The sequence below is a fragment of the Stenotrophomonas sp. 107298_Sma genome, from assembly GCF_056480345.1.
Genome location: NZ_CM151094.1, coordinates 2738803 through 2752905 on the forward strand (window position 1 = coordinate 2738803; position 14103 = coordinate 2752905).

Below are 14103 nucleotides of genomic sequence, written 5' to 3' on the forward strand. Positions count from 1 at the left end.
GCTCCTGCGCTTGCCTTTGACGCCGTCTCCGCACCTGCAACACGGAATGAATCAAGGCGCCGTCAGCGCACCCATTTCAATCCCGCCCCTTGACCTAAACCAATGTTGAGGTGCGATAACGATCTCCCCACGGCCAGCCACCTGGCCTTCCCCACGGAGATTGCTTCGATGTCGTACTCGCTTCCCCCGCTCCCCTATGCCTACGACGCCCTCGAGCCGCACTTCGATGCGCGCACGATGGAGATCCACCACAGCAAGCACCATCAGACCTACGTCAACAACCTCAATGCCGCCCTCGAGCAGGCCGGCCTTGCCGAACAGCCGGTCGAGGCGCTGATCGCCAACATCGATGCCGTGCCCGAGGCGCAGCGTGGCGCGGTCCGCAACAACGGAGGTGGCCATGCCAACCACAGCCTGTTCTGGACCGTACTCAGCGCCAACGGTGGTGCACCCGATGATGAACTGGCCGCCGCCATCGACCGCGACCTCGGCGGCTTCGACGCCTTCAAGGATGCCTTCACCAAGGCCGCGCAGACCCGCTTCGGCAGTGGCTGGGCCTGGCTGACCAGTGATCGCGACGGCCGCCTGAAGGTTGAAAGCAGCGCCAACCAGGACAGCCCTTTGATGGGCGCTACGGTCGGCCTGTCCGGCAATACCCCGATCCTGGCGCTGGACGTCTGGGAGCACGCCTACTATCTGCACTACCAGAACCGTCGCCCGGACTACATCGGTGCGTTCTTCAACATCATCAACTGGGCCGAAGTCGGCCGGCGCTACCGCCAGGCCCGGGCCTCATGAGCGGCGAGACACTGCCGTACGCCGGGCCGTGGGCGGGGGTCTTCCCCGCCCCGGCCCCGGTGCCGTCGGTCGAGATGCCGCCGCGGGCACTGCGTCGGCTGCTCGGCCACTTTCCTACCGGCGTGGCCATCGTCTGCGCGCGCGATGCGCAGGGCAAGCCCATCGGCCTGACCATCAATTCGTTCGTGCCGGTGTCATTGCAGCCGCCACTGGTGCTGTGGAACCTGGCGTTGCACGCGCAGAGCCTGTCCGCCTTCCAGCGCGCCACCCGCTTTGCGATCAGCGTGCTGGCGGCCGACCAGGAAGCACTGGCCCGGCGCTTTGCCGATCCGCAGGTACGCAACCGCTTCGACGGTCTGGCATTGCTGGATGACGAAGAGGACGCCCCACCGCGCATCGCCGGTGCGGTAGCGCACCTCACCTGTACCCGCCACGCGCAGTGGCCGGTCGGCGATCACCTGCTGCTGGCTGGCCGCATCATCGAGGTACACGAGAATGGTGGTGCGCCGCTGCTGTTCCATCGGGGCCGCTTCCAGCCGGGACCGGCCGAGCTGCTGGTAGAGGTGCGCTGATGAACATCGAGGCTCTGGAATGCATGCTCGCCACCGGCAAGGACGGCGCGCTGCTGCGCTTCGGCCTGGGCAAGGGCTGGCTGGATGCCGGCAACCCGGTGCGTGCGGCGACTCATCTGGGCCGCTGCGTGGTGCTTGATCCGCAGTACTCGGCGGCCTGGAAGCTGCTTGGCAAAGCCTGGCTGGCCAGTGGCCAACCGCAGGCGGCGCGCGAAGCATGGCAACGCGGCTTGAGCGTGGCCGGCAGCAAGGGCGACCAGCAGGCACGCAAGGAAATGCAGGTGTTCCTGCGGCGCCTGGACCGCGATCAAGCGGCCCTGGCAAAAACGGGCTGAGTTGATCAGCCCGCGTTGGCCGATGCCGGTGCGGACATGATGTCCGACATCGGCAGGCGGCGCGGCTTGCTCGGGAACGCGTGGCGCAGGATGCGCCAGACCACCTGGCCGAACTGGCGCGGCAGCGAACCGTTGTTGTAGTGCTGGCCGTAACGGCGGCAGATGTCCTTCACTTCCTTGGCGATGGCCGCATAGCGGTTGGCCGGCAGGTCGGGGTAGAAGTGGTGCTCGATCTGGTGGCTGAGGTTGCCCGAGAGCACGTTGATCAGGAAGCCGCCGCTGATATTGGAAGAACCGCGCAGCTGGCGCAGGTACCAATGGCCGCGCGACTCATTGCGCAGGCACTCCTTCGGGAAGGTTTCCGACTCGGCAGTGAAGTGGCCGCAGAAGATGATCACGTAGGTCCAGATGTTGCGCAGGCCGTTGGCCACCATGTTGCCCAGCATCACGGTGAGGAAGAACGGGCCGGCCAGCAGCGGGAAGAACACGTAGTCCTTCAGCACCTGACGGGCCATTTTCCGCGCCACCGGGCGGGTCTGCATCCACATCGCACGGCCACTGATGCGGCCCTTCAGCCAACGACCCAGGCGCAGGTCCTGCGCGGCCACGCCCCACTGGAACAGCAGCGCGAAGATCGGCGCGATGATCGGCTGCAGCAGGTAGAACGGCTTCCAGCGCTGTTCCGGGAAGATGCGCAGCAGGCCGTAGCCGATGTCATCGTCCATGCCACGCACGTTGGTGTAGGTGTGGTGGCGGAAATTGTGGGTCTTGCGCCAGTTGTCGGCGGTGGCAACGATGTCCCACTCGTAGGTGTTGCCGTTGAGCTTGGGGTCGCCGGTCCAGTCGAACTGGCCGTGCATGACGTTGTGGCCCAGCTCCATGTTCTCCAGGATCTTCGACAGCGCCAGCAGCAGCGTGCCAGTGATCGCGGCCGGCCACAGCAGCGGCATCCAGAACAACGGCGAGAACGCCGCCAGGAACAGCAGGCCACGGCCACCCACGCCAAACCAGCGCACTGCGGCGGCCACGCGGCGGATGTAGCGGGTATCGGAAGCGCCAAGGCTGCCGATCACGCGGTCGCGGATCGCATCGAGTTCCTGGCCGAAGGCTTGCATCTCGGTGGTGCTCAGAGCACGGTCGGTAGCGCGGGTCATGGCAACGGGTCCTCAGAGATCCAGGGTCAGGTCGGTGGTCGGCGCGCTCACGCAGATCCGCACCGGCTGCGCCGATTCAGACTGCAGGTCGCCGGTGCGCAGGTGGCGGGTGGCACCACTGACGCGATCACAACTACAACTGTTGCAGATACCCATGCGGCAGCCATGCTTGGGCTTGATGCCGTGGGCTTCGAGGCTTTCCAGCAGCGAGCGGCCACGCGGCACGCTCAGCTGGCGGCCACTGCGCGCAAGGGTCAGCGACACCTCGCCTTCGCTGCTGGCATCGCGCAGCGGCGCCGGCGGAGTGAAGGCTTCGGCCTGGAAACCGGCCACCTGGTGCGCCAGGCGTTCACGCGCGGCGGCAACGAAGCCATCAGGGCCGCAGGCCAGCACATGGCGCTGCACCAACGGCGTGTCATCGCCGGCCACCTGCAGTTCATGGGTATCGATACGCGCGGCCGGCGCTTCACCCTCGCGGGTGGTCAGCAGATGCACGCGCAGGTTCGGATGCGCTGCGGCCAGCGCCTGCAGTTCATCACGGAACTGCAGATGGGCAGCGGTGCGCTCCCAGTAGAACAGGTCCACCGGCGCCGCCAGCGGGCGCTGGCAGGCCTCGCGCAACAGGCTGCGCATCGGCGTGATGCCACTGCCGGCCGCCAGCAGCAGCACCGGCGCCGCGGCCGGCATATGGAACTCGCCGAAGGCGGCATCGAGGCGGAACAGTTCGCCCGGCTGCGCATGGTTGACCAGATGCTGGCTGACCCGGCCACCGTCGATCGCCTTGACGGTGATCGCCAGCTCGCGCCGACCCAGTGCGGTGGGGCTGTAGCTGCGCTGCCACAGGCGCCCTTCAATCTCGACGCCCAGGGTGACGTGCTGGCCGGCACGCATGCCGGCCCAGTGCCGGTTGGTGCGCAGGACCAGGTTCGCCGCGCCCTCGCCGGCCGGCTCGCGCCGGACCAGGCGGGCCATCGGCTCGCGCAGGGTCCACAGGGGATTGAGCTGGCCCGCCCAGAAATCGAACAGCGACGGCGAGACCCAGCGGTATGGAGAGAACAGGGACGGACGGACGACAGCGCTCATGGGCGCACTATACGGGCGCACATACACCTGTGTATACATGTGTATATTGAACCGGATTGGGTATGATTCAGCCTCGCCCCACCGGAACCCCCATGGCCGCCGCCACCGCTTTGTCGACGCCCGAAGATGCCAACAGCCCGGCCCGCCGTACGGTGAGCCGTGAGGATCTGCTGGCCGCCGCCCTGAAGTTGATCGGGCCGCACCGCAGCCTGTCCACGCTCAGCCTGCGCGAAGTGGCACGTGAAGCCGGCATTGCCCCGAACAGCTTCTACCGGCAGTTCCGCGACATGGACGAGCTGGCCGTGGCGCTGATCGATGCGGCTGGCCGTTCGCTGCGCACCATCATCGGCGAGGCCCGGCAGCGCGCCACCTCCACCGCCACCAGCGTGGTGCGGGTCTCGGTGGAGACCTTCATGGAGCAGCTGCGCGCCGACGACAAGCTGCTGCATGTGCTGCTGCGCGAAGGCGCGGTCGGCTCGGACGACTTCAAGCACGCGGTCGAACGCGAGCTGCACTACTTCGAGGAAGAGCTGCAGCACGATCTGGTGCGCCTGGCCGCATTGGATGGCGCGGTGCTGCACGCCCCGGAGCTGGTGGCCAAGGCCATCACCCGGCTGGTGTTCGCGATGGGCGCCACCGCCATGGACCTGCCGCCGGAAAAGGATCCGGAGCTGGTCGAACAGATCTCCACGATGATCCGCATGATCATCGTCGGCGCCCGCACCCCGGCCGCATTCCGCCGCGGCTGACGTTAGGGCTCCGGGGTCGGATCCCTTTCCTCAGGAAAGGACTCTGACCCCAGCCACCCCGCCCCACGCAGCAACGCCATCCCCCGCGCATGACCACCGGCAGGGTTGCAGGCGTTGAATGTAATGTTATAACAACTCCATGATCCCTCTGGACTTGTGCGGCGCACCGGTTTGCTGCGACTTCGTTATATAGCACTTGCTATATCTATAAGCCACTGCTTTCATATGCGCCAGCCAGGCCGCCCTCGCCGCCCTCCCTCCCCAAGGACGACGCGTCATGCCCGCTTCCCTCATCCTCCGCCGCTTGCCACTGGCCGCCGCCATTTCCCTGCCCCTGCCCCTGCCCGCGCTGGCGGCCACTCCGAAGCCGACCGAGCTGGACCGCGTGCAGGTCAAAGTCAGCACCGCCACCCGCAGCGAACGCCTGCTGTCGGACGTGCCGATCCGCACCGAGGTGCTGCGCAAGGAAGACATCGCGCTGCGCGCGGCTACCGACTTCTCGCGCGCCGCCGAGCTGATCAACGGCCTGCGCGTGGAGAGCAACTGCCAGAACTGCAACACCAGCGAAGTACAGCTGCTGGGCCTGCCCGGCGCCTACAACCAGCTGTTGTTCGATGGCATTCCGCTGCTGTCCACGCTGGGCAGCGTGTACGGCCTGGAACAGATTCCGGCCGGCTTCGTCGACCGCATCGAAGTGGTCAAGGGCGGCGGCTCGGCACTCTATGGGCCGGGCGCGGTGGCCGGTGTGATCAACCTGATTCCCCCGCTGCCGGCGCGCAGCGGTGGCCATGTGCAGGCCGGTGTGGATGTGCTGAAGGGCACACCGCAGAAGAATGCCGACGTGCGACTGGACCTGGTGGCCAAGGAAGCAGACGCCGGCCTATCGGTGATTGCCCAGCGCAACTGGAACAGCGGCATCGACTACAACGGTGATGGCTATACCGAAATCACCCGCAAGAACCTCAAGGTCGGCGGGCTGCAGGCCTGGTACGCGCCCACGCCGGGCACGCGGCTGCGCCTGGACCTGCAGGTAACCGATGAAACCCGCCGCGGCGGCAACCGCCTGGACCAGCCCGAGTATCTGGCCAACATCGCCGAATCGCTGGATACGAAGTACCGCCGAGGCAGCGTGTCGTGGGACCAGGAGATCAATGCCGACCTCGATTTCCGCCTGGCCTACGCCTTCGCCGACATCGACCGCGACAGTTTCTATGGCGGTCTAGGTGACGTCGTCACCGATCCGTCGGTGCCCGGCTATGACCCGTCGCAGCTGGACCCGAACGTGACCGGCAGCGCGGCCTCGCGTTCGTGGCGCCAGTACGGCCGCACCCACAACCCGCTGCACTACATCGACAGCCAGTTGAACTGGCGCTTGGGCGCGCACGCGCTGGCCTTTGGCGTGCAGTACAAGCACGAGGCGCTGCGCGACGACAACCGCACCGGTGACGGCCAGCGCCTTGCGGTTCTGGAGGACGCTACCTTCCACAACCTGGGGGCCTTCATCCAGGACGAATGGAGCCTGCGCGACAACGTCGACCTGGTATTGGGTGCGCGCGTGGACAAGAGCTCGGAGCTGGACAACGCGGTGTTCTCGCCGCGCATCGCGCTGGCCTGGCAGGCCACGCCGAACCTGAAATGGCGGGCAGGCATTGCCACCGGCTTCCGTGCGCCGGAGATCTTCGTCGAGGACGTGCATGTCGATACCCTTGGCGGGGAACAGGTGCGCGTGCGCAATACCGACGGCTTGAAGGAAGAGCGTGCGTTGACCACGCTGTTCGGCTTCGACTGGCGCTCGGACCCGGCGAATCCGGTCTGGAGCTGGGATGCCACTGCCTCCTATGCGCGCATCCGCGACACCTTCGCGCTGGGCGAGATCCAGCGCGGCGATGACGGACAATTGAGCCAGCTGCGCTACAACGCTTCCGGCTCCAACGTGCTGGGCGCGGAAACCAACCTCGGCTGGCAGCCATCGCCACAGTGGCGCCTGACCGCAGGCGCCTCATGGTACCGCTCGCGCTTCCGCGAACCGCAGCGCATCTTCGATGACACCGGCGACGGTGGCGACACCGTCATCGAAAGCCGCGACTACCTGAAGACGCCGCGCTGGACCGGCCTGGCCCAGCTCAGCTGGATGCCGGCCGAACCGTGGGAAACCTTCGTCGCGCTGCGCCACACCGGCCCGATGTCGGTGCTGAACAACCGGCTGGGCGAACTGCACCGCACGCGCTCGTTCCTGGTCACCGACCTCGGGGCGCGTTGGCACCGTCACCTGGGCGCGCAGGCGCAGCAGGAAGTGTCGGTAGCCGCAGGCGTCAAGAACGTATTCGACCAGCGCCAGAAGGATCTGGAAGTGGGCGCGCTGCGTGACAGCGACTATGTCTACGGGCCGCGTTTCGCGCGCTCGTGGTACGTCAACCTGCGCTATGCGTTCTGATCCACTACGAGCGCTGTTGCTGGCCTGTGCCGTGCTGCTGGCCACACCGGCGATAGCCGCGGACCTGCATGCTCAGGTCTCGGCCTCGTTGATGCGGCCGGAACAGCGATCATTGCGGCCGATGCAGTGGTCACCGCCGCCGAAACTGGTGGCGCTGTACTTCGGTGCCGACTGGTGCGCGCCCTGCCATGCCTTCGTACCGACCCTTCGCAGCGTGCGTGACGCGTTGCGCGAGGCCGGCGCCGATACCGAAGTGGTCTACGTCAGCCTGGATGAGAGCGACAGCGCGCTGCGCCGCTACATGCACGCGCAGGACATGCCGTGGCCGGTGCTGGACCCGCGCCGCGCCGCGCGCATGCCGGCACTGCAGGCATTGGCCGGGCTGGCACCGCCGAATCTGGTGCTGATCGATGCCGACGGCAAAGTGCTGGCCAATGGCTGGCACGGGCGACGCTATCAAGGCCTGCAGCCTGTGTTGAAAGAATGGACGAACCGGGCGTGCGCGCAGCAGCAGGCCCATTGTCCCAACGCCGGCACCCAATCGCGGTAGCGCCGGGCCATGCCCGGCGAAATGCGTGACGCCACATTACGGCCGCCAGGCATGGCCCGGCGCTGCCGTTACGGCGCCCCGCCCTCGGCCTTGCGCACGAACGCCTCGAACAACGCCAACGTCTGCTCGCTGACATGGTGTTCGATACCCTCGGCGTCGCGTCGGGCGGTATCCGGGTCCACGCCCAGCGCCAGCAGGAAACGCTCCACGGTCTGATGACGCTGGCGACTGGCATGCGCCAGCGCCTCGCCTTCCGGGGTCAGGAACACGCCACGATACGGACGCTGCACCACCCAGCCATCGCGGGCCAGGCGCCGCAGCATCTTCGCCACGGTGGGCTGAGCCACTCCCAAGCGGGTGGCGATGTCGACCTGGCGGGCCTCGCCGCCGTCGGCCAGCAGGTCCGAAATCAGCTCGACATAGTCCTCCACCAGCTCCATACGGTGCGCCTCACGCACTTGCCGGAAGCTTTCGACCTGGCGCTCGGCCTCGATCAAGGGGGTGCTTTTCAGCGATGTCGAATCGTCGGTCTTGCCCACGCCTGCGCCTGTCCTTCCGGTAGTTCCGGTGTTGAACCTGAATTCTGGACCAGTAACGCGATAAAGACGATTGTTTCACATTGCTAATGACTATAGCAGGAGCTATATTCGAACCCATGAGCACCCTGGCACCCCGCGACCCTTCGGCCTCCACTGCGGCCAGCCTGGGTGCGCTCAACGCCTCGGTGGCGGTGCCCGACAAGGGCCACTGGTGGTTCCGCCTGCTGGCCTTCCTCGGCCCGGGCTACATGATCTCGGTCGGCTACATGGACCCGGGCAACTGGGCCACCGACCTCGCCGGCGGTTCGCGCTTCGGCTACCTGCTGCTGTCGGTCATCCTCATTTCCAACCTGATGGCGGTGATCCTGCAGGCGCTGTCGGCGCGGCTGGGCATCGCCACCGGCATGGACCTGGCGCAGGCCTGCCGCGCGCGTTACCCGAAGCCGGTGAACCTGGCGCTGTGGGCGCTATGCGAGGCGGCGATCATCGCCTGCGATCTGGCCGAGGTGATCGGCACCGCGATCGCACTGAAGCTGCTGTTCGACCTGCCGCTGCTGTGGGGCGCGGTGATCACGGCCTTGGACACGCTGCTGGTGCTGCTGCTGATGAACCGCGGCTTCCGTGCACTGGAAGCCTTCGTGATCGCGCTGCTGATGGTGATCTTCGCCTGCTTCGTGGTGCAGATCGCGATGGCCGCGCCGCCGGTGATGGCAGTGCTGGGCGGCTTCATTCCGCGCGCGCAGGTGGTGACCGATCCGCATGCGCTGTACATCGCCATCGGCATCATTGGTGCCACGGTGATGCCGCATAACCTGTATCTGCATTCGTCGATCGTGCAGACCCGCGCCTACCCACGCACCGATGAGGGCCGCCGCAGTGCGCTTCGCTGGGCGGTTACCGACAGCACCATTGCACTGACTCTGGCCCTCTTCATCAATGCCAGCATCCTGATCCTGGCAGCGGCGGTGTTCCATGCCAATGGCCGTTTCGACGTGGAAGACATCGAGCAGGCGCACCAGTTGCTGGCACCGATGCTGGGCGTCGGCCTGGCCTCGACATTGTTCGCGGTGGCACTGCTCGCCTCCGGCCTGAACTCCACGGTGACCGCGACACTGGCCGGGCAGATCGTGATGGAAGGATTCCTGCGCCTGCGCCTGCCACCGTGGCTGCGGCGGCTGATCACCCGCGCACTGGCGATCATTCCGGTGGTGGTGGTCATCATGCTGTTCGGCGACCAGGGCGCGGTGAAGCTGCTGGTGCTGAGCCAGGTGGTGCTGTCCATGCAGCTGCCCTTCGCGATCATCCCGCTGGTACGCATCGTGACCGACAAAGTGACGATGGGCGCGCTGGTGGCACCGCGCTGGCTGGGCGGCATTGCGTGGGTGATCGCGCTGGTGATCGTGGTGCTGAACGTGAAGCTGCTGGTGGATACGTTCGCAGCTGGTTGATCCGCGCGGTGGGAATCCGCCGGGCATGGCCCGGCGCTACCGCTGGCGACCTGCAGTAGATCCACGCCACGCGTGGATGTGGCATGACCGGCGCTACAGGAACTCCGCGATGGCCGCTTCGATCTGCTGCGGCGACTGGAAACCCGGCATGCGCATGCGCTCGTCACCGTCCAGGAACAGCGACAACGTAGGGGTCTGCCGCAGGCCCAGCTCGCGGAAGAACGCCTCGCCCACCACCTCCAGCTGCACCCGCAGCAGGGTCGTGCCCTGGCCTGCAGTGCCGCTGGCCACCCGCTGCAGCGACATGTCCAGCATCCGGCAGCCCGGGCACTGGTCCTTGTGGAAGTCCACCAGCACGCGTGGATGGTCGGCCAGCAACTGCTGGAACTGCTCAGGCGTGGTGGCGTCGATGATCTGCATCGGTGGTACTCCAGTAGTGATCCAGGACCGCATCGGTCCAGGTATCGATGGCCGCGGCATGCCGCCGGCCATGTGGCATCTGTTCGATCTCCAGCGGCGGGTAGCCACTGTGGAAATAGCGGATCAGCCGGTGCACCGCACCGCAGTAGTACTCCTGCCCCCACTGCGTTTCACCGGTGCCGAACACCGCCACCTGCCGCGGCCGCTGGCCGCGCTCGGCGATGCCTGCCACCCAGGCCTTCATCTCCGATGGCGTGCGCCCGGCGTTGTCGGTCCAGCAGCCCAGCAGCACCAGGTCGGCCTCATCCACCGGCAACGGCGGGCCCTGGCGCAGGTCGTCGGCCTCCTGCCAGTGCACGGCGTGGCCTGCGGCCCGGCAACGCGCGGCGATGTGGCGGCCGAGCTCACGGGTGTTGCCGCTGAGCGACGCCACCACGATCAGGATGCGCAGCGCCGGGCCGCCCTCAGAGGTCGTCGAAGCCGTTGTCGACGTTGGTCTTCTTGTAGCTTGCATTGCGCATCTCGAAGAAGTCGGTCTTGGTCTCGGTGAAGTTGTCGGCGTAGGCCTTGATCCACGGCATCACGTTGTCGGTGGTGTCGCTGTACAGGCGCTCGATGCCGAGCATGCCGGCCATCTTGTTGGCGCGGTACTTCACGTAGCGCACCATCTCGTCCACGTCGATGCCATCAATACCATCCAGCACCTCCGACGACCACTGCGTCTCCAGCTCGATGGCATGCTCGAATGACTGGTGCACGTAGGCGGTCAACTCGTTGGTCTGCAGCTCCGGGTTCTCACCGATGATGGCGCGGATCAGCTCGCTGATGAACTTGGTATGCGCCAGCTCGTCGCGGTTGATGAAGCTGATGATCTTGCCGGTGCCATTCATGCGGTTCTGCCGCACCATGTTGTAGAAGTACGCAAACCCGGAATAGAAGTTGATGCCTTCCAGGATCGAGGACTGGATCAGCGACTTCAGCAGCGTTTCGGCAGTCTTCTCGCGCATGAAATCGTCATAGGCCCCCATGATCGGCGCGTTGCGCTTGATGATGGTGGGATGGGTGCGGGCGATCTCGAAGATGCGGTTCTGGTTGGGCAGGTCGGTGATCGAGGCCAGCACGTAGCTGTAGCTCTCGTTGTGGATCACCTCCTGCTGGCCGATGATCGCCGCGTTGGCGTGCGCGGCCGGATCGGTGATGTACTCGGCGACGTTGTAGATGAAGCGCGTCTGCGGCGAATCCAGCGTGGCCAGCAGGCCGATGATGGAATCGTAGGCGTTCTTCTCGCGCGCGTTGAGCTCGCCGTACTGGCGTGCATCCACCTTCATGTCCACTTCGTCGGGGATCCAGAAGTTGGTCGACAGCTCCTTGTAGGCGCGATAGAACGACGGGTACGGAATGTCGTTCCAGTTCAGGATGCCGCTGGTGCGGCCGTTGATGATGCCGGTGCTGCGGTTGGGGTGGCGCGGTTCGAGGATCTTGATGCGGTCGAGGGGTGTTGCCATGGTCTTCTGCCTTCGTTCTGTTGCTGACGGGTTGCCGGCCAGCGGCCGGCACTACCACCGAGGGGTCGGGCTGGTCAGCTCGAGCACCACTCGCATTCGCTGATATCGATGTCGTTGGAGCGCACGTAGTAGGTGGTCTTCAGGCCTTCGCGCCAGGCGCTCAGGTGCAGCTCCAGCAGCGTGCTGGCGCGGATGGTGCTGGGCACGTACAGGTTGAAGCTGATCGACTGATCGACATGGCGCTGGCGGCGCGCGTTCTGGCGAACACTGGCGAACTGGTCGACCTTGTAGGCACCCTTCTCGTAGTACGGCCAGGTCTCCAGCGACAGGCCCGGTGCGGCCACCGGACGCCGGAAGTCCTTCTTTTCCTCGTAGTAGAACGCGCTGTAGATCGGGTCGATCGAGGCGGTGGAACCCGCGATCTGTGCCGTACTCATGTTCGGCGCCACCGCCAGCAGCCAGCCGTTGCGCAGGCCGTTGGTGGCCACCTCGCGCGCAAGACTGTCCCAGGCCGCGCCACTGTAATCGCGGTCACGGAAATAGTTGCCGTTGTGCCAGTCGCTGCCGGCGAACATCGGATAGCTGCCCTTCTCCTTGGCCAGCTGCGCGCTGGCCTGGATGGTCAGGAAGTTGATGCGCTCGTACAGGCGGTCGGCCAGCTCTTCGGCATCCTGCGACTCCCACTGGATCGACTGCTGCGCCAGCAGGTGGTGCCAGCCGAACGTACCCAGGCCGATGGCGCGGTACTTGCGGTTGGTGATCGTGGCCTGCGGCACCGGCAGTGCGTTGAGGTCGATCACGTTGTCGAGCATGCGCACCTGGATCGGGATCAGGCGTTCCAGCACGTCGGTGGCCAACAGGTCATCCGGTGCACTGATCGCACGGCCGAGGTTGATCGAAGACAGGTTGCAGACCACGAAGTCACCGGCACGACGCGTCGTGACGATCTGGTCGCCGCTGACGATCTCCTGGATCATCCGCGTCGGGCTCATGTTCTGCAGGATCTCGGTGCACAGGTTGCTGGAATAGACCATGCCCGCATGCTTGTTCGGGTTCTTGCGGTTCACTTCGTCGCGGTAGAACAGGAACGGGTTGCCGGTTTCCAGCTGGCTGAGCATGATCCGCTTGAACAGGTCGATCGCTTTCACCGTGCGACGGCTGATGCGCTCGTCGGCCACCAGCTCGGCGTAGCGGTCACGGAAGCTGCCCTGCCCTCGCTTCTCGTCGTAGAAATCCTGCAGGTACCAGCCCTTGGCCTGCTTCACCTCGTGCGGATCGAACAGGTACCAGTCGGCACGGCGCTCGACGGCCTCCATGAAAAGATCCGGCACGCAGATGGCGGTGAACACATCATGCGCACGCAGGCGCTGGTCGCCGTTGTTGAGGCGCAGGTCCATGAACGCTTCAATGTCGCGGTGCCAGATGTCCAGATACACCGCCACCGCGCCCTTGCGCTGGCCGAGCTGGTCGACCGACACCGCCGTGTTGTTGAGCTGCTTGATCCACGGCACCACGCCGCCGGAGGAGTTGGCCACGCCACGGATCGGCGCACCGCTGCTGCGTACGTAGCCCAGGTAGGCGCCGACGCCGCCGCCGTGCTTGGACACGCGCGCGATATCGGTATTGGAGTCATAGATGCCCTGCAGGCTGTCGTCCACCGTGTCGATGAAGCAGCTCGACAGCTGCCCGCCCACCTTGCCGGCATTGGCCAACGTCGGCGTAGCTACCGTCATGTACAGATTGGACAGCGCCCAATACGCCTCGCCGACCAACTGCATGCGCCGCTCACGCGGCTTTTCCTCCTGCATCAGGTACAGGGCAATGGTCAGCCAACGCTCCTGCGGCAGCTCATACACCTCGCGGCTGCGATCGGTAGCCAGGTAGCGCGTGGCCAGCAGGTACAGCCCGTTGTAGGCGAACAGACGATCGCGTTCGGGGTCGATCATCTCGCCGGCCTGCTGCAGCTCTTCCTTCGAATAGCAGCGCAGGATGTCATTGCTGTAGATGCCGCGGTCGGCCAGGCTTTCCTGCAGGCCCACGTAGGAACCGTACTTCAGGCTGACATCGTAGAAGCGGTTGCGGCTGGCGCGCTTGTACAGCCGGCGCAGGTACAGGCGTGCAGCGAACTGTTCCCACTGCGGCGCGACAAGGTCGACGCGCGATTCCGCTTCGCGGATCAGCAGATCCACCAGATCATCGGCACTGATGCTGGGCTTGCGTTCGACCATCGCCAGCACCACGCGGCGATAGTCGGCCACATCCAGCTGCGGCAGCTCGGCGTGGATGGTATCGATGCTGCGCAGCAGGCGCGCCGCATCGAACGGCAGGCGACGATTGCCGGCTTCCTTGGTGATCCAGGTCGGCACGCGGTCGCCGCTGGCGCGCATGGCGTCGCCGGCGCCGGCCAGGTCGGCCACGCGGAAGGTACTGTCGGTCATTGTGGTGGAACTCCAGGCTCGTGCGCGCGTCGGCGCCCGATGCCATGGCGGCCCTGCACGCGATACCGGCGCACGGGG

At 65.9% G+C, this 14103-nt stretch carries 14 protein-coding genes; 7 read left to right on the forward strand and 7 right to left on the reverse strand.

The features are described from left to right. The first annotated feature begins 168 nt into the window (after positions 1–168). Genes ACZK2G_RS12895 through ACZK2G_RS12905 form a run of 3 tightly spaced genes read left to right on the forward strand, consistent with a single transcriptional unit; the run spans position 169 to position 1705 of the window. Entirely contained in the window at positions 169–798 is a 630-nt protein-coding gene (locus tag ACZK2G_RS12895) for a superoxide dismutase (protein WP_337302751.1), read from the forward strand. Continuing rightward, complete coding sequence (locus tag ACZK2G_RS12900) at positions 795–1370, forward strand: flavin reductase family protein (RefSeq protein WP_295381218.1); 576 nt, start codon at positions 795–797, stop codon at positions 1368–1370. The genes ACZK2G_RS12895 and ACZK2G_RS12900 overlap by 4 nt, the downstream gene beginning before the upstream one ends. Beyond that, positions 1370–1705 (forward strand): tetratricopeptide repeat protein, encoded by a 336-nt coding sequence (locus ACZK2G_RS12905; RefSeq protein ID WP_046986158.1) that lies wholly within the window; start codon positions 1370–1372, stop codon positions 1703–1705. Before ACZK2G_RS12900 ends, ACZK2G_RS12905 begins: the two co-directional genes overlap by 1 nt. Positions 1706–1710: 5 nt before the next feature. Here the strand turns inward: ACZK2G_RS12905 and ACZK2G_RS12910 are convergent, their stop codons facing one another. Together ACZK2G_RS12910 and ACZK2G_RS12915 are read right to left on the reverse strand one after the other, a co-directional pair. After that, complete coding sequence (locus ACZK2G_RS12910; RefSeq protein ID WP_046986157.1) at positions 1711–2859, reverse strand: fatty acid desaturase family protein; 1149 nt, start codon at positions 2857–2859, stop codon at positions 1711–1713. A gap of 12 nt (positions 2860–2871) precedes the next feature. Further along, entirely contained in the window at positions 2872–3942 is a 1071-nt protein-coding gene (locus tag ACZK2G_RS12915) for a ferredoxin reductase (RefSeq protein ID WP_478473534.1), read from the reverse strand. A 92-nt stretch (positions 3943–4034) separates the two neighbouring features. Here ACZK2G_RS12915 and fabR point away from each other — a divergent pair, with 92 nt between their 5' ends. The 3 genes from fabR (at position 4035) to ACZK2G_RS12930 (ending at position 7675) form a co-directional block, all read left to right on the forward strand. Then, on the forward strand, positions 4035–4691 hold the full coding sequence (gene fabR, locus ACZK2G_RS12920; protein ID WP_005409961.1) for an HTH-type transcriptional repressor FabR: 657 nt from the start codon (positions 4035–4037) through the stop codon (positions 4689–4691). Between the two features lie 277 nt (positions 4692–4968). Next, positions 4969–7125, forward strand: coding sequence for a TonB-dependent receptor plug domain-containing protein (locus ACZK2G_RS12925; protein ID WP_046987067.1), 2157 nt, complete (start codon positions 4969–4971; stop codon positions 7123–7125). Then, on the forward strand, positions 7115–7675 hold the full coding sequence (locus ACZK2G_RS12930; protein ID WP_136637858.1) for a thioredoxin-like domain-containing protein: 561 nt from the start codon (positions 7115–7117) through the stop codon (positions 7673–7675). Before ACZK2G_RS12925 ends, ACZK2G_RS12930 begins: the two co-directional genes overlap by 11 nt. Positions 7676–7743: 68 nt before the next feature. On the opposite strand, the gene mntR is transcribed toward ACZK2G_RS12930, so the two are convergent. Continuing rightward, on the reverse strand, positions 7744–8214 hold the full coding sequence (gene mntR / locus ACZK2G_RS12935; protein WP_014037494.1) for a manganese-binding transcriptional regulator MntR: 471 nt from the start codon (positions 8212–8214) through the stop codon (positions 7744–7746). A gap of 116 nt (positions 8215–8330) precedes the next feature. On the opposite strand from mntR, the gene ACZK2G_RS12940 reads away from it, so the two are divergent. Continuing rightward, a complete protein-coding gene (locus ACZK2G_RS12940) occupies positions 8331–9662 on the forward strand; it encodes an Nramp family divalent metal transporter (RefSeq protein ID WP_046987065.1) in 1332 nt (443 codons plus the stop codon). Positions 9663–9755: 93 nt separating this feature from the next. On the opposite strand, the gene ACZK2G_RS12945 is transcribed toward ACZK2G_RS12940, so the two are convergent. From ACZK2G_RS12945 to ACZK2G_RS12960, 4 genes are all read right to left on the reverse strand, one after another. Then, positions 9756–10082 carry a thioredoxin family protein gene (locus ACZK2G_RS12945; protein WP_032975313.1) on the reverse strand — a complete coding sequence of 109 codons (327 nt, stop codon included), beginning with the start codon at positions 10080–10082 and terminating at the stop codon, positions 9756–9758. Next, on the reverse strand, positions 10054–10533 hold the full coding sequence (locus ACZK2G_RS12950; protein WP_046987068.1) for a flavodoxin: 480 nt from the start codon (positions 10531–10533) through the stop codon (positions 10054–10056). The genes ACZK2G_RS12945 and ACZK2G_RS12950 overlap by 29 nt, the downstream gene beginning before the upstream one ends. Before the next feature lie 13 nt (positions 10534–10546). Beyond that, complete coding sequence (locus tag ACZK2G_RS12955; RefSeq protein WP_046987064.1) at positions 10547–11587, reverse strand: ribonucleotide-diphosphate reductase subunit beta; 1041 nt, start codon at positions 11585–11587, stop codon at positions 10547–10549. Positions 11588–11661: 74 nt separating this feature from the next. After that, on the reverse strand, positions 11662–13974 hold the full coding sequence (locus ACZK2G_RS12960; protein ID WP_295381366.1) for a ribonucleoside-diphosphate reductase subunit alpha: 2313 nt from the start codon (positions 13972–13974) through the stop codon (positions 11662–11664). Positions 13975–14103: the final 129 nt, after the last annotated feature.